At 68.2% G+C, this 14,367-nt stretch carries 14 protein-coding genes; 9 read left to right on the top strand and 5 right to left on the bottom strand.

Annotation, left to right across the window (positions count from 1 at the left end; genetic code table 11):
- The coding region (locus FV222_RS29375; RefSeq protein ID WP_210248459.1) for a hypothetical protein at positions 1-456 on the top strand (456 nt) is incomplete at its 5' end.
- A gap of 226 nt (positions 457-682) precedes the next feature.
- Here FV222_RS29375 and FV222_RS06455 read toward each other — a convergent pair.
- Positions 683-991 carry a hypothetical protein gene (locus FV222_RS06455; RefSeq protein WP_147813527.1) on the bottom strand — a complete coding sequence of 103 codons (309 nt, stop codon included), beginning with the start codon at positions 989-991 and terminating at the stop codon, positions 683-685.
- A gap of 340 nt (positions 992-1,331) precedes the next feature.
- Here FV222_RS06455 and FV222_RS06450 point away from each other — a divergent pair, with 340 nt between their 5' ends.
- The 4 genes from FV222_RS06450 (at position 1,332) to FV222_RS06435 (ending at position 4,716) form a co-directional block, all read left to right on the top strand.
- On the top strand, positions 1,332-2,063 hold the full coding sequence (locus FV222_RS06450) for a response regulator (protein ID WP_147813525.1): 732 nt from the start codon (positions 1,332-1,334) through the stop codon (positions 2,061-2,063).
- A complete protein-coding gene (locus FV222_RS06445; protein WP_147813531.1) occupies positions 2,063-3,436 on the top strand; it encodes an ATP-binding protein in 1,374 nt (457 codons plus the stop codon). The genes FV222_RS06450 and FV222_RS06445 overlap by 1 nt, the downstream gene beginning before the upstream one ends.
- Positions 3,437-3,592: 156 nt before the next feature.
- A complete protein-coding gene (locus FV222_RS06440) occupies positions 3,593-3,856 on the top strand; it encodes a hypothetical protein (RefSeq protein ID WP_147813523.1) in 264 nt (87 codons plus the stop codon).
- Positions 3,857-4,029: 173 nt separating this feature from the next.
- Positions 4,030-4,716 (top strand): thioredoxin domain-containing protein, encoded by a 687-nt coding sequence (locus FV222_RS06435; RefSeq protein ID WP_246685348.1) that lies wholly within the window; start codon positions 4,030-4,032, stop codon positions 4,714-4,716.
- 273 nt (positions 4,717-4,989) lie between these two features.
- Here FV222_RS06435 and FV222_RS06430 read toward each other — a convergent pair whose 3' ends face one another.
- The 4 genes from FV222_RS06430 to FV222_RS06410 all read right to left on the bottom strand — a co-directional run bounded on the left by FV222_RS06430 (position 4,990) and on the right by FV222_RS06410 (position 8,006).
- On the bottom strand, positions 4,990-5,409 hold the full coding sequence (locus FV222_RS06430; protein WP_147813521.1) for a helix-turn-helix domain-containing protein: 420 nt from the start codon (positions 5,407-5,409) through the stop codon (positions 4,990-4,992).
- Between the two features lie 257 nt (positions 5,410-5,666).
- Positions 5,667-6,835, bottom strand: a protein-coding gene (locus FV222_RS06420) for an IS3 family transposase (RefSeq protein WP_147813519.1) whose coding sequence is annotated in 2 segments (ribosomal slippage) — positions 5,667-6,571 and positions 6,571-6,835 — 1,170 coding nt in all. Because the reading frame shifts where the segments join, the coding sequence is not laid out codon by codon here.
- A gap of 50 nt (positions 6,836-6,885) precedes the next feature.
- Positions 6,886-7,341 carry a hypothetical protein gene (locus FV222_RS06415; protein ID WP_147813517.1) on the bottom strand — a complete coding sequence of 152 codons (456 nt, stop codon included), beginning with the start codon at positions 7,339-7,341 and terminating at the stop codon, positions 6,886-6,888.
- A 20-nt stretch (positions 7,342-7,361) separates the two neighbouring features.
- Positions 7,362-8,006 (bottom strand): TetR/AcrR family transcriptional regulator, encoded by a 645-nt coding sequence (locus FV222_RS06410; protein ID WP_147813515.1) that lies wholly within the window; start codon positions 8,004-8,006, stop codon positions 7,362-7,364.
- Between the two features lie 230 nt (positions 8,007-8,236).
- Here FV222_RS06410 and FV222_RS06405 point away from each other — a divergent pair, with 230 nt between their 5' ends.
- From FV222_RS06405 to FV222_RS06390, 4 genes are all read left to right on the top strand, one after another.
- On the top strand, positions 8,237-9,295 hold the full coding sequence (locus FV222_RS06405; RefSeq protein WP_147813513.1) for an efflux RND transporter periplasmic adaptor subunit: 1,059 nt from the start codon (positions 8,237-8,239) through the stop codon (positions 9,293-9,295).
- Positions 9,292-10,365, top strand: coding sequence for an efflux RND transporter periplasmic adaptor subunit (locus FV222_RS06400; protein WP_147751751.1), 1,074 nt, complete (start codon positions 9,292-9,294; stop codon positions 10,363-10,365). The genes FV222_RS06405 and FV222_RS06400 overlap by 4 nt, the downstream gene beginning before the upstream one ends.
- A gap of 87 nt (positions 10,366-10,452) precedes the next feature.
- Positions 10,453-13,548: an efflux RND transporter permease subunit gene (locus tag FV222_RS06395; protein WP_147813511.1), complete on the top strand. Its 3,096-nt coding sequence runs from the start codon at positions 10,453-10,455 to the stop codon at positions 13,546-13,548.
- 20 nt (positions 13,549-13,568) lie between these two features.
- Entirely contained in the window at positions 13,569-14,135 is a 567-nt protein-coding gene (locus tag FV222_RS06390) for a TetR/AcrR family transcriptional regulator (protein ID WP_281406871.1), read from the top strand.
- The last annotated feature ends 232 nt before the right edge of the window (positions 14,136-14,367 follow it).

Genomic DNA, 14,367 nt, shown 5'->3' with positions numbered 1-14,367 from the left:
GCCGCCGCCTTGGCCGAGGCCAGCCAGGCTCCGGTCGGCGTGCCCGCGGCCGTCGCCCTGGCCAAGCCGGAGCCGGTCGATCCCGTCCTCGAATGGGGCACCCTGGCTCATAAGTACGCCAACGCTCAGAGCGTCATCACCGGCGAGGACGATCCCATCCTCGACGGCATCCTCGACGAGCCCGCAATCGCCTGGCTGACCAGCCTGACTCACGTCGATCTGTTGCAGATCACGAACGCCACCCCGCGCGACGTCGGACGGCACATGCTCGGCGAGCGGGAGATCCCCGGCCTGAAGCTCTGCCCGACGATGCGGGAGTGGGAGCAGTCCAAGCGGTCGATGGCGAGCATCACCGCGGAGATGCGGGAGCGGTTGGCCGAGGGCAGGCAGGCCATGCAGGACGCCTTGGATGACCTCGTCAACAATCCCTCGTGGGAGCCGCTCCGGGGCGTCTGACCAGCCCATCCCCCGACACGACGAAGCCCGCCCCGGGAGACCGAGGCGGGCTTTTTCAGGTCCGATGCGAGGGTGCGACAGGTTGTCGAGCGCGTCGATTTCGGATTGATACTTTCACTGTGCACACGTGTGCACCCTTCGTCAGCACGCGAAAGCATTCCGTCGGCACGCGGGGGCCGTGACGTCACGCGGCTCCCGACCGTGACGTCACTCCGGGGCCGTCACGTCACGCGACGCGGCGACCATCCCGACGGGCGACCGCAGCGGCCTGGACGGCGGCGGCACGGTACGCGGCGACCTCGGCCTTGAGGGCGGCGTTCTCGGCCCGCAGCTTGGCGAGCTCCCGACGGTCGCGCGCCAGGGCCTGACCGACGACGGCGAGGCTGTCGAGGGTGGCGGCCTCGGCCTGATCGGCGCGGGCCTCGGCGACCCAGCGGTCACCCCGGGCGGACCCGGCAGCAAGGGCACCAGCGAGGCCCGCCGCGAGGGAGTAGACGCCGGCCTCGAAGACGTGGGGGAAGTTCTCGCCGCGCATCGTGGCCTCCTGTTCAGCGGGTGTGCCTACAAGAGATCGCCATCCCGGACGCCTTGTCGAGAGTCCTCGTGTCGGCGTGGTAACCAAACTCCTGGCCCCCTGTGGATGGACGCCACTGCGGGGTGGAGACCTCATTCGAAGGTAGCGTCCCGTTACACTGGCATTGTGAATCGGATTGTTGGTGTCACGTGACCCGGCTCCCGCATGTGTTGGCGGGTCGTCTCCATCTTGGCATCCTAGCGACCCAATGCGATGTGACTGGGCGGCGGGTCAATGTAACGTTTTGTGACAAAGGTCTTTTTCACGTTGTCGAGCCGGCCGGCCTTCGTATGTTCGAGGCATGAGCGAAGGCCCAACCATCGTCGTCGTCGAGGATGACGGCGATATCCGCACCCAACTCGCCGCCTACCTGGAGGGCGAGGGGTTTCGCGTGATCGGCCTCGACGGAGGGGCGAGCCTCGACCGCCAACTGGCGGTCGCGCCGGCCCCGGACCTCATCGTGCTCGACTGGATGCTTCCGGGCGAGGACGGGCTCTCCATCTGTCGGCGCCTGCGCGAGGCGGGCGGCCCTCCCGTCGTCATGCTCACCGCCAAGGACGAGGACATCGACCGGGTACTCGGCCTGGAGATGGGGGCCGACGACTACGTCTCGAAGCCGTTCAACCCGCGGGTCCTGCTCGCCCGCATCCGTGCCGTCCTGCGGCGGGCCCATGGGACTGTCGCCCGCGCGGACGCCGCCGATCCCGAAACCCTGGCCGTGGCGGACCTCGTCGTCGACCTCGCCGCTCGCCGGGTGACGACCGGCGAACCGGCGGCCGAGATCGCCCTGACCAGTGCCGAGTACGACCTGCTGCACTGCTTCGTCACCCGGCCGCAGCGGGTGCTCTCCCGGGACCAGCTCCTCGACTGGACGCGGGGCCGCTCGGCCGATGCCTTCGACCGCACCATCGACGTCCAGGTCAGCCGACTGCGGCACAAGCTCGACGCCGGGGGCAGCGCCGCGGCCGCCTTGCTCAAGACCGTGCGAAACGCCGGCTACATCCTCGCCGCGCCGGTGAGGCCGGCGCCGTGATGGCCCGGGTCGGCCTGCTCGGCAGGATCATGCTGCTCCTGCTCGGGGCGCTCTCCCTACTCGTGCTCGCCACCGTCGCCCTCGACACGTGGCAGCGGCGGCAGGAGGGCTCGCCCTATGGCACGCGCTTCCCGCGCGTCGACCAGGCCGCGAACATCGTCACCCTGCTGAGGGATGCCGATCCGGCCCTGAGACCGGCCATCCTGAGGGCCGTCAGCGGCGAGGCCCTCAGGGCCGAGATCATGGAAACGACTCCGGACGACGCCGGACTGATCCGGGAGCCGCGCCTCGAACGGCGCCTGCGCCGGATGACCGGTGATCCGGATGGGCCACTTCGGGCCTACACCGACACGGCCATGCTGCACCGGGGCCTCGACCCCGAGGATGTCAACGACAGGGATCGGAACCTCCCCATCGGCCGCCTCGCGACGGCGACCTATCGGCTGCCGGACGGCCGGACCCTCGTCATCTCGGCCGTCGAGAAGCATCGCTCGCTCATGCCGTGGCTGCTCGGGCGGCCACTGAGCCTCTGGGTGTCCATCCTCGGCGCCGTGGTCGCCGGCCTCGTCCTTGTCGGAACCCGCCACGAACTCGCCCCGCTGCGACGCCTGACCGAAGCGGTGACCCGGTTCGACGGGCGCGCGCCGGAGCCTGTCGCCACCCCGCGGGGCGCCCCGGAGATCCGGCGCCTCTCCCAGGCGGTCCGGGACATGCAGGACCGCATCGTCGGCCTCCTCGGCGAACGCTCGCTGCTGATCGGCGCCATCTCGCACGACCTCAAGACCTATCTCACTCGCCTGCGCCTGCGGGCCGAGGGCGTGTCCGAGCCGGAACGTCGGGACCGGCTGGTCGAGGATCTCGACGCCATGACCGCACTGATCGAGACCTCGCTCGGCTTCGCCCGGGGCACCGCCGTCGAGGTGGGCCGGACGGCGGTCGACCTCGCCGACCTGGTCGCGGTCGAGGTGGCCGAACAAGCCGCGCAGGGCATCGACGTCCGCCTGACCGGCGAGGACGTACAGGGTGCGGTGGCCGCCGGAGATGCCGTCGCGCTTCGTCGGGTCGTCGCCAACCTGATCGGGAACGCGGTCAAGTTCGGGCGCTCAACAGTCGCCGTCTCGGTGAGCCGGACCGGCGCATCGTGCCGTGTCACGGTGGACGACGACGGCCCGGGCATCCCGGAATCGGAGCGGACAGCCGTCTTCAGCCCATTCTACCGGATCGAGCGATCCCGCAGCCGCCAGACTGGCGGCACCGGCCTCGGGCTCGCCATCGCGCGGCAGATCGCGGAGGCCCACGGCGGTTCCGTCGTCGTCGGGGTATCCCCGCTCGGCGGCGCACGTCTCGTCGCGACCCTGCCGGCCATCGCCTGAAGGCAAGGCCGACGTGAAGGGAGGCCGGTTACAAAACGTTACGTCGACGCATCGGTCGGTCACATCCGGGAGGCAAGCGGAGGCGATCCTGCCTTCATCGGTCGCGACGCAGGTTCAGGCATCGCGTGTCCGATAAGAGCAGAAAAGGATTCGACGATGCTGAAGATCCTCGCCCCGGTCGCCCTCCTGACCGGACTGGCATTCCCGGCCGCGGCGTCGCCGCTGATCCAGTCGGCCGTGTCCACCGGCCTGGACGGCGCCGAGATCATCCAGGTCTACGACGGCTGCGGCCCCTACGCCCACCGCGGCCCCTACGGCGGCTGCAGGACCGGTGGTCAGCGTGGCGGCTATGTCCGAGGCGCCTCCTGCCCGGCCGGCTTTCACATCGGGCCATACGGCCGCCGCTGCTGGCCGAACTGAGGCTTTCCACCCTCATGCCGACCGCCGTGTCCGATGGCACGGCGGCCGGGCACCGCTGAGGTGGCTTCCGGCACGCGGGCTGGCACCATCGCTGGTGATGCGACGTCAGCCGGCCCGATGCGCCGAGCCTCCCCGGCCTCGCCTTCGTCCCACAGTACCGCCGGAGACCTGACATGACCCCTGTCGACAGGATGGCAGGCACGCGGTTCAGCCGTCGCAGGGTGATCGCGGGATCAGCCCTCGGTCTCTCGGCCCTCGGGGTCGCCGCGCTGGCGGCGACATGGTCCCGGACTCCTGCGGTCGTCCATGTCGGGGGCACGGCCCTGGCGGGTCCGCTTGGCGATGTCTGGGTGGGCTCCCCTCGGGCGAAGGTGACGCTCATCGAGTACGCAGCGCTGACCTGCCCACACTGTGCGGCCTTCCACGAGGCGACCTGGCCGACCGTCAAGGCGCGCTGGGTCGACACCGGACAGGTCCGCTTCGCGTTGCGGGGATATCCGCTGAGCCCTCTGGATACGGCGGGCTTCATGCTGGCCCGTACTGACGGTGGCCGAAACTACTACGCGTTCACCGACCTGCTATTCGAGCGCCAGCGCTCGTGGGCGTTCGTCGAAAAGCCTTTGGAGGCCATGCGCGAGCTCATGCGGCAGGCGGGGCTTGGCAACGAGCGGTTCGATGCCGCCCTGCGCGATCAGTCCCTCTACGATGGCGTGCGACGTGTATCCGAGCAGGCGACCTCCGTCCTGGGCGTCCACAGCACCCCGACCCTATTTGTGAACGACGACCGCCATGAGGGCGCACTTACGGTCGAAGCACTCGGCGACATTATAGGACGGGCCGTGGGATGGCCTCCCGGCTGAAGGTTGCCCAGTTCATGGTGGATTGCGGGCCTCAATACAGGGGTGCTGGAGCTTCGGGGCCCGGACCGCCTTGCTGATATGGCGGCCCAACCCGGATCGTCCCCGTAAGCTGCCGCCCGCGACCGCATCATTTGTACGGACCTAGGCCGGGTGGGCGCCGGCAACAGCGCATACTTCGTCGGAACGAAGGCCTAGCAAGAGAGCATGTGAGGACACATAAAGACGAATTACGTCTCAGGCACCTCAAGCGCTGAAACCATAGCGAAAGGAAGCTCAATGACGGTCGCCGGCACACTTCGCGTGGTCCGATAGCACCTCGATGACCCGGCATTCCCCGACACGGCCATGGCTGCACGCCCCGACCATGCGGGTCAGTTCGTCCTTCAGCGCCAGAAGCTGCCCTATGCGCCGCTCGACCTCGGCCAGATGACGCCGTGCGATCAGGTCGACCTCGGCGCACGGACGCTCCGGATACGAGCTCATCTCCAGCAGTTCACGGATGGCATCGACCTCGAAGCCCAGGTCGCGCGAATGCCTGATGAATGAAAGCCGCCTGACCTCGGCCTCGCCGTAGCGACGCTGCGAGCCCGCCGTTCGAGGAGGCGTAGGCATCAGTTCGACCTGCTCGTAGTATCGGATGGTCGGCACCTTCACGCCCGTCCGGCGGGATAACTCGCCGATTGAGATGTCCATGTTCTTTTCGCTTGCACCTCTAGTCGCTAGAGGTTGTAGGCTCGTTTTCGACGCATGGGAAGGGACGGCGCGCAGCCGTCTCCTCGCGAGACGCGAACCATCAGGCGACGAAGACCGGACAGGACGACGATGACAGCGCAGGACACCCACGCCGGACATGACCATGGGGCGCACGATCACGCTGCGCATTCCGTGCATGACCATACCGGGCATCCACACGGATTGGCCTGCCCCCATTCGGTGGCCCAGGTTCGAAGTTAGTGCATCGTCGGTCGCGTGACGATGGCGGAGTGGGCGACCGGCGCTGAACCGTTCGGTTCAGGTGGCCAGATCACAACCTGTGGCGCAGGCGGCTGGTAGCCGAGTGACGAGTGCGGCCGGATGGTGTTGTAGTCCTTCCTCCATTGTTCGATCACGACGCTGGCCTCCTTAAGAGTGTAGAACACCTCGCCGTTGAGGAGTTCGTCGCGCAGCTTCGCGTTGAAGCTCTCGCAATAGCCGTTCTCCCACGGACTGCCCGGCTCGATGTAGGCGGTCGTCGATCCAACCGCCGCGATCCAGTCCTGAACGGCTTTGGCGATGAACTCCGGCCCGTTGTCCGAGCGGATATGACCAGGCACACCGCGCAGGCTGAACAGGTCCGAGAGTACGTCGATAACATCCAGCGCCTTGAGCTTGCGAGCGACCCGGATGGCCAGGCACTCGCGCGTGAACTCGTCGATCACGTTCAGCATCCGGTACTTGCGCCCGTTGTGCGTGCGGTGCTCGACGAAGTCGTAGGACCAGACGTGGTCGGGGCGCTCTGGCCGCAGTCGCACGCACGAGCCGTCGTTGAGCCAAAGGCGCGCTCGCTTGGGCTGGCGGGCCGGGACCTTGAGCCCTTCTCGTCGCCAGATCCGTTCGACGCGCTTCACGTTCACCGTCCAGCCATCACGCCGGAGCATCGCCGTGATCCGACGGTAGCCGTAGCGCCCGTACTGGAGCGCCAGGGCGACGATGGCGGCCGTCAAAGCGGCTTCGTCCTCGACTAGGACGGCGACCTTGCGCTGCGTCGAGCGATGCTGACCCAGGACACGACAAGCGAAGCGTTCCGACACACTGTGCTCGGCAACGACGTAGTCAACACAAGCCCGGCGGCGAGCCGGGCTCAGAAGTTTCCCGAAGCCGCCTCCTTCAGGATCAGCTTCTCCAAGGTAAGATCAGAGATCGCCCGCCGAAGGCGTTGGTTCTCGGTCTCCAGAGACTTCAGCCGCTTGACCTGATCACCCTTCAGGCCACCGTACTCGGAGCGCCAGCGATAGTACGTGACCTCGGTTACCTCGATGCACCGGATTGCTTCGGCAACCTTGCGACCCTGCGAGACCAGAACATCCACCTGGCGCAGCTTGGCAACAATCTCTTCAGCCGTATGCTTCTTCCGTCCCATGACAACATCCTCCACATGGCGCGAGGCCATACCTCAGGGAGGACCACTTTTCAGGAGGCAGGACAGATACGGAGAACTTCGAGTTCCCGTCTGCAGGTCTCGCCGAAGTCGGCGAGGGGGTCCGCGTCCTTCCCCTGTCTGATCCTGTCCTGGATCTCGGCGAAGGTCAGGTTCGGCGAGGCATAGATGTCGACCACCTGTGAAAGCAGCCGCTCGGCCGCCTCGATCACCGGGCGCGTCGACCTCAGGCGCATGCGGCCGATGAGGGCGAACATGCCGACGACCACCTCCGGGCCCTCTGGGTCGTGGGTGATCGCGTCGGCCAGACACTTCGACGCCTCGGCGATGAACTCGTCGTAGAGCGCCTCGCGCTTCCCCGCCTCCTGCGCCTGCCATTGCGCCTTGCGCGCGCCGTTCTGGGTCAGCCACGTCGTCACCAACGACGAGGCCGCGCCCACGAGGGAGCCGGCCAGGCCGGTGGCGGCCGTAAGGACCGCGATTTCCATGACGTCCTCCTGATCGAATCTCAGCGACCTTCGCCTGCGCGACCCACGACGAGGGTCCGTTCAAGCATGTCGAGGTGGGCGTCGAAGTAGGCGGCCATATCCATGGGGTAGGCATCCCCGAACTGCGTGCGCCAGATCGAGGCGGACACGGCCGCTGCCATCATCAGGTTCGGGAACTCGCTAGCGGCGACAGGCCGGAATTCGCCGCGTTCCACACCGTAGGCGAGGACGGCGGCCAACCGGGCGTTCACCGGCCCGATGACCTCGTCGTGCCACCGCACAGACAGTTCCGGAAAGCGCGTCCCGTCGGCTAGCAGCAGCCGGAGCAACTCCCGGCCGCGTCGGTCATGGACCAGGGCGTCGTAGACGAACCGGAAGTAGGCCCGGAGGATCTCCATCGCCGGGCCCTTCGGATTGGTCGCCAAGCTGGCGAGTAGGTCGAGGGTGGGCTGCACCATTTCCTTGAAGGTGGCGACGAAAAGATCCTCCTTGCTCGGGAAGTAGAGGTAGACCGTGCCCTTCGTGATCCCGGCGCGAAGGGCCACGTCGTCGACCCGCGTCCCAGCGAAGCCCTTGAGGGCGAACTCCTCGAACGCCGCCTCCAGGATCTCGCCCGGTCGCGCTTCCTTGCGCCTCTGCCTCGGTCCCACCGCCGCCTTGCTCATCTCATTCCCTGTTGACTGACTGGTTAGTTATTAGTAGATCATGGGCATCCCGGCAAGCGCGTCGCCTTCATGGCCGCGTGGCCGTACGGGACAACCCCTTCGCCCCATCCAGGGGCACCGGAATGGCCGTCGCCCCCCGGGAGCGACGGCCGAGAAGGAGCGGCTGCTTCGCCCCCTCGCAGCCGCTCCTTCGCCCCCCCGTCCACGCGGGTGATACGGAGCCCGATCCCATGATGACCCGCCTGACCCTTCTTTCGGTGGCGCTGCTCGTCGCAAGTGATGCGGTTGCGACCGAGGCGGTCTCTGTGAAGACGGTCACCGCGGTCCGCGCCCCGGTCTCGGAGGACGTGGTGCTGAGCGGGGACATCCAGGCGAAGTATCTGTCCAACGTCTCCTTCCGCGTGACCGGCAAGATCTCGGAGCGCCTGGCCGAGGTCGGGGACCATGTCCGGGCCGACCAGGTCATCGCGAGGCTGGAGACGCAGGAGCAACAGGTCAACGTCGACACCGCCCAGGCCGCTCTCAACTCCGCCGAGGCGCTCCTTATACAGGCCAAGGTGAACTTCGAGCGCCAGCAGACCCTGATGAAGAGCGGCTACACCACCCGCACCACCTACGACGGGGCGGAGCAGCAGCTTCGAACGACGCAGGCGTCGGTCGATTCGGCCCGGGCGGCCCTCGGTACGGCCAAGGAGCAGTTCACCTACACCGAGCTTCGGACCGGCGTGGCCGGCATCATCACAGCCCGCAGCGCGGAGGCAGGCCAGGTGGTCTCCTCTGGCCAGACCGTGTTCACGCTGGCGCAGGACGGAAGCCGCGACGCCGTCTTCACGGTCCCGACCATCCTGCTGGAGCCGCCCCCCGAGAGCCGGAAGGTCGACGTCTCGCTCCAGGCCGACTCGCGCGTGACCACAGTCGGGACCGTGCGGGAGATCTCCCCCACCGTCGACACGAACTCCGGCGGCGTCCGCGTGAAGATCGGTCTCGACGCGGTGCCGGCCGGGATGTCGCTGGGGGCGGTGGTGCTCGGACGTGCCCGCCTGCGCCCGCGGGATGCGGTGACGCTGCCGTGGAGCGCGCTCTTCCGATGGAAGGACGCGTCGGCGGTGTGGGTCCTCGACCCGGGAACGGGGAGCGTGTCGCCCAAGCCCGTCGAGATCGACCGCTACGAAGGCTCGGGCATCGTCCTCGCCGGTGGCGTCGAGCCCGGCGAGGAGGTCGTCACCGCCGGCATCCAGTTCCTGTCACCGGGCCGAAAGGTCACCGTCGCCGGAAAGGGCACGCCGTGAGACGCCTCGTCCTCCCCATCGCCGCCCTCGTCGCCCTTTCGGGCTGCAAGGAGCAGAAGGCCGAGGCCCCGCCGCCGGTCCGCCCGGTCCTGACGACGACCGTGGCACTGGAGGAAGCCCGGACCTTCGGCCCCTTCGCGGGCACGGTCCAGCCTCGCTACGAGAGCCAACTCGGCTTCCGGATCGGCGGTCGCATCGTCGCCCGCGACGTCTTCGTCGGCGACCAAGTCGCCAAGGGCACGCGGCTTGCCGCCCTTGATCCCACCGTGCAGCAGTTCGCCCTGGTGCGGGCCCGCGCCGACGTGGCCGATGCCCAGGCGCAAGTGAAGAACGCCTCGGCCGCCGAGGGGCGGCAACGCATCCTGTTCGAGAACAACAGCGCCGTGACGCAGGCCCAGCTCGACGGGGCGGTGGCCAATCGCGACACCGCCGACGCCCGGCTGGCCCAGGCCAAGGCCGCCCTGCAGAAGGCCACGGACGAGCTCGGCTACGCCACGCTCACCGCGGGCTTCGACGGCGTCGTCACGGCGTGGAGCGCCGAGGTCGGGCAGGTGGTCCCGCCGGGGCAGGTGGTGGTCACGATGGCGCGTCCCGACGTGCGCGAGGCCGTGGTCGACATCCCGGACGATCTGATCGGCGAAATGCCGAAGGACATCGAGTTCACGGTCAGGCTCCAGGAGGTTCCCGAGGTCACCGCCAGGGCCCGCGTGCGCGAGATCGGTCCCCTGGCCGAAGCCTCGACCCGGACGCGACGCGTGCGCATGTCCCTGATCGATCCGCCCGATGGTTTCCGCCTCGGCAATACCGTCACGGTCGCGTTCGAGCGGCCGGTCTCTCCGCGCTTCCCGGTGCCGTCGACGGCCCTCGTCGAGGACGACGGCCACGCCGCGGTCTGGGTCGTCGCCCCGGACGGCAGGACCATAAACCGCCGCGAGGTCACGATCCTGGAACGCGAGGAGGGTCGCGCCTTCGTCGGGACCGGTCTCAAGGCCGGCGAGAAGGTCGCCGTCGCCGGCGTCCACGGCTTCACCGAGGGCCAGGCCGTCCGGCTTCCCGAGACCGACCTCTAGGCCCGATCCGCCGCGGTCTTCCCCTCCAATCGCCCTTTCCGTTCACCCGCGGGTCCCGGACCTGTCGAGCCGCGCAAGGATGCGCCGATGAAATCCTTCAACATCTCGGAATGGGCGCTGTCCCACCGGTCCTTCATCTGGTTCCTCATGGCCATCGCGCTGTTGGCCGGGGCCATGGCCTACACCAAGCTCGGGCGCGAGGAGGACCCGGCCTTTGCGATCAAGACCATGGTCGTCCAGGCCCGCTGGCCGGGCGCCACCATCGACGAGACGCTGCAACAGGTGACCGAGCGCATCGAGAAGGAGGTCAAGCAGATCAACGCGGTCGATTACACGAAGAGCTACACGACCCCGGGCCAGACAACCGTGTTCGTCAACCTTCGCGAGACCACGCCCCCCAAAACCATCCCGTGGCTGTTCTACCAGGTGCGCAAGCGCCTCGGCGACATCCAGGGCACGTTCCCGCAGGGCGTCCAGCCGCTGGGCTACAACGACGAGTTCGGCGACGTGTTCGGCAACATCTACGCCTTCACGTCGGACGGCCTCTCGATGCGTCAGCTCCGCGACTACGTCGAGCAGGTGCGCACCGGCGTCCTGGCCGTGGAGAACGTCGGCAAGACCCAGATCCTGGGCGCGCGCGACGAGGTGATCTACCTCGACTTCTCGGTGCGCAAGCTCGCCGCGCTCGGCATCGACATGCAGAGCGTCATCAACACCCTGCAGGCCCAGAACGCCGTCCAGCCCTCGGGCGTGATCCAGGCCGGGCCCGAGCAGGTCAGCGTGCGCGTCGGCGGGCAGTTCACGGACGAGAACAGCCTGAAGGCCATCAACCTGCGGATCAACGACCGCTTCTTCCGGCTCTCGGACGTGGCCGAGATCTCCCGCGGCTTCACCGATCCGCCCGAGGCCCTGTTCCGCTACGACGGCCAGCCCGCCATCGGGCTCGCCGTCGCCATGCAGGCCAGCGCCAATCTCCTGCACTTCGGCGAGGCGCTGAAGGAGAAGATGCGCGAGCTCGAAGCCGACCTGCCCGCGGGCGTCGGCATCCACCTCGTCTCAGACCAGCCCAAGATCGTGGAGGAGGCCGTGGGCGGCTTCGTCCAGGCCCTGATCGAGGCGGTAGTGATCGTTCTGGCGGTGAGCTTCATCAGCCTGGGGTGGCGCGCCGGCCTCGTCGTCTCGCTCTCCATCCCGCTGGTCCTGGCCATCACCTTCGTGATCATGGACGCCATGGGGGTGACGCTCCAGCGCATCTCGCTCGGCGCGCTCATCATCGCGCTCGGCCTCCTGGTCGACGACGCCATGATCTCCGTCGAGATGATGGTCGCACGTTTGGAGGTCGGCGACAGCCTGCAGAAGGCCGCCGTCTTCGCCTACACCTCCACCGCCTTCCCGATGCTGACGGGCACGCTCGTGACGGTGGCGGGCTTCATCCCCATCGGATTCAACGGCTCGTCGGCGGGCGAGTACACCTACTCGCTCTTCGTCGTCATCGCGGTCTCGCTCCTCGTCTCATGGGTGGTGGCCGTGGCGTTCACCCCCCTGATCGGGGTCAAGATCCTGCCGAAGGCCATCAAGGGCCACCACGACAAGCCGAGCCGCACGCTCTCGGCCTTCCGCGCCCTGCTCCTGCCCGCCATGCGCCATCGCTGGCTGACCGTGACGGTCTGCGTCGCGCTGCTCGGGGCCTCCGTCTACGGCCTCGGCTTCGTCCAGCAGCAGTTCTTCCCGTCCTCGGATCGGCCCGAGGTGCTCGTCGACATGACGCTGCCGCAGAGCGCCAGCATCGGCGAGACGCAGGCCCAGATGGACCGCTTCGAGAGCGTGCTGAAGGGCGATCCCGAGATCCGGCACTGGACCTCCTACGTCGGACAGGGCGCCGTCCGCTTCTACCTTCCGCTGGACCAGCAACTCGCCAACGCCTTCTTCGGCCAGATCGTCATCGAGACGGCCTCCCTGGAAGCGCGCGGCCGCACCATCGCGCGCCTGAGCGAGGTCGCGAAGCGGGACTTCGTCGGCACCGACGTCTTCGTGCATCCGCTGGACATCGGGCCGCCGGTCGGACGCCCGATCCAGTACCGGATCGGCGGCCCCGACCTGCAGGTGGTGCGCCAGTCGGCGATGACGCTGTCGAACATCGTCGCCGCGAATGCCAGCCTGTCCGTCCCGACCCTCGACTGGAACGAGCCCGGCAAGGTGCTCAAGGTCGAGATCCTGCAGGACAAGGCGCGCCAGCTCGGCATCACCTCGAAGGACATCGCCACCATCCTCAACGGGGTCGTGGGCGGCGGCAGCATCACCCAGGTCCGGGACTCGATCTATCTCGTGAACGTGGTCAGCCGCGCCCAGGCCGCCGAGCGGCACTCCATCGACACCCTGAAGAGCCTCCAGGTCCCGCTCCCCAACGGCAGCACCGTCTCCCTGCTGGCCTTCGCCAAGATCCGCTACGACCTGGAGCAACCCATTGTCTGGCGGCGCGACCGGCTCCCCACCATCACCGTCAAGGCCACCATCAAGGACGCCACGCAGGCGGCCACGATCGTGGCCGCCCTGAAGCCCGAGATCGAGGCGTTCCGGAAGACGCTTCCCGCGGGCTACGTCCTCGCGACGGGTGGCGAGGTCGAGGAAAGCGGGAAGGGTGCCGGTCCCATCGCGGCCGTGGCGCCTGTGATGCTCCTCGCCATGGCCTTCTTCCTCATGGTGCAGCTGCAGAGCATCCAGAAGCTCTTCCTGGTGGTCAGCGTCGCGCCCCTCGGCCTCATCGGCGTCGTGGCGGCCCTCCTGCCCTCGGGGGCGCCGCTCGGCTTCGTCGCGATCCTCGGCGTGCTGGCCCTCATCGGCATCATCATCCGCAACTCGGTAATCATGGTCGCCCAGATCGAGGAGTACGAGGCCACGGGCATGCCGAGGTGGGACGCCGTGGTCGAGGCGACCTGCCATCGCATGCGGCCCATCCTCCTCACGGCCGCCGCCGCCAGCCTCGCGATGATCCCCATCGCGCGCGAGATCTTCTGGGGGCCGATGGCCTATGCCATGATCGGCGGCATCATCGCCGGCACCTTCCTGACCCTGTTCTTCCTGCCCGCCCTGTATGTCGGCTGGTACCGGATCAAGCCCGGTCGGGGCGAAGGAAAGGCGGCGACCGCCGCGGACCCGCATGGCCACAGTCAGGTGCCGGCGTGATCCTCGCGGCCCACGATCCGATGGGATCGGCCACGCCGCCGGCATCGCCGATCCGCGGCCGGAGGGGCTCTGACCGTAAGGAGCGGCTCCTCCGGGCCGCTTGCCGCGTGCTCCTGCGCCATGGCGTCCAGGCGCTGACGTTGGAGGCCGTCGCGCGGGAGGCGCGCACCAGCAAGGGCGGGCTCCTCCATCACTTCCCCAGCAAGGCGAGGCTGCGGGCCTCGTTGCTCGACGACCAGATCGACCGGCTCCAGCGGGACCTGCTCCGTCTCGTGGCGACCGATCCCGACCCGCGCGGGCGTCGTCTGAGGGCCTACGTCCAGGCCCCCGTCGCGCCGGACCCTGCCTGCGACCGGCCCCTCATCCTGGCGGCGCTGCTGTCCGACCCGGAGGCGCTCCACAAGTGGCAGGGCTTCTCCGACGCATGGCTGGGCCCGGACCTGAACGGCATCGACCCGGGCCGTGCCGACGCCATGCGGGCTCTCGTCGAGGGCTCCTGGCTCGCCCTCGCCCTCGGGCTGGGACCGGCCGACCCGGCCAGGCGGGCCGCGGCCCTGAAGGACCTTCTGCGCCTCGCCCAAGCCTGAGCCGGCCGAGCGCGCGCGTGACCGACCCTCGGTCGAGGGCAAGCGAGAGGCTTACGATGAAGACCATGCTGTTGATTTCCGCTGAGAGTTGACCCGGCGGAGCCGGAAGTTTCCATCGAGAAGTGACCCGTGTCTGAACCCACCCCTGGCTTTTTGGTCGGGGGGTCATGGAGTGATCGACATGGCGTTATTGAGTGTCATTCGGCGCTGGGCGTTCCGAGAAGGGATGCCG

Origin of the sequence: Methylobacterium sp. WL103, from assembly GCF_008039885.1 — a bacterium.
GTDB classification, from domain to species: Bacteria; Pseudomonadota; Alphaproteobacteria; order Rhizobiales; family Beijerinckiaceae; genus Methylobacterium; species Methylobacterium cerastii.
Note: the sequence above shows the minus strand (reverse complement) of the source record. Positions and strands in the feature narration are given on the sequence as shown.

What these genes read in the sequence shown, in the direction of transcription:
- FV222_RS06390 (WP_281406871.1), top strand. Translation starts at nt 13,569, where the DNA reads ATGGGATCGGCCACGCCGCCGGCATCGCCGATCCGCGGCCGGAGGGGC.
- FV222_RS06405 (WP_147813513.1), top strand. Translation starts at nt 8,237, where the DNA reads ATGATGACCCGCCTGACCCTTCTTTCGGTGGCGCTGCTCGTCGCAAGT.
- FV222_RS06450 (WP_147813525.1), top strand. Translation starts at nt 1,332, where the DNA reads ATGAGCGAAGGCCCAACCATCGTCGTCGTCGAGGATGACGGCGATATC.
- FV222_RS06455 (WP_147813527.1), bottom strand. Translation starts at nt 991, where the DNA reads ATGCGCGGCGAGAACTTCCCCCACGTCTTCGAGGCCGGCGTCTACTCC.
- FV222_RS06410 (WP_147813515.1), bottom strand. Translation starts at nt 8,006, where the DNA reads ATGAGCAAGGCGGCGGTGGGACCGAGGCAGAGGCGCAAGGAAGCGCGA.
- FV222_RS06430 (WP_147813521.1), bottom strand. Translation starts at nt 5,409, where the DNA reads ATGGACATCTCAATCGGCGAGTTATCCCGCCGGACGGGCGTGAAGGTG.
- FV222_RS06440 (WP_147813523.1), top strand. Translation starts at nt 3,593, where the DNA reads ATGCTGAAGATCCTCGCCCCGGTCGCCCTCCTGACCGGACTGGCATTC.
- FV222_RS06445 (WP_147813531.1), top strand. Translation starts at nt 2,063, where the DNA reads ATGGCCCGGGTCGGCCTGCTCGGCAGGATCATGCTGCTCCTGCTCGGG.
- FV222_RS06395 (WP_147813511.1), top strand. Translation starts at nt 10,453, where the DNA reads ATGAAATCCTTCAACATCTCGGAATGGGCGCTGTCCCACCGGTCCTTC.
- FV222_RS06415 (WP_147813517.1), bottom strand. Translation starts at nt 7,341, where the DNA reads ATGGAAATCGCGGTCCTTACGGCCGCCACCGGCCTGGCCGGCTCCCTC.
- FV222_RS06435 (WP_246685348.1), top strand. Translation starts at nt 4,030, where the DNA reads ATGACCCCTGTCGACAGGATGGCAGGCACGCGGTTCAGCCGTCGCAGG.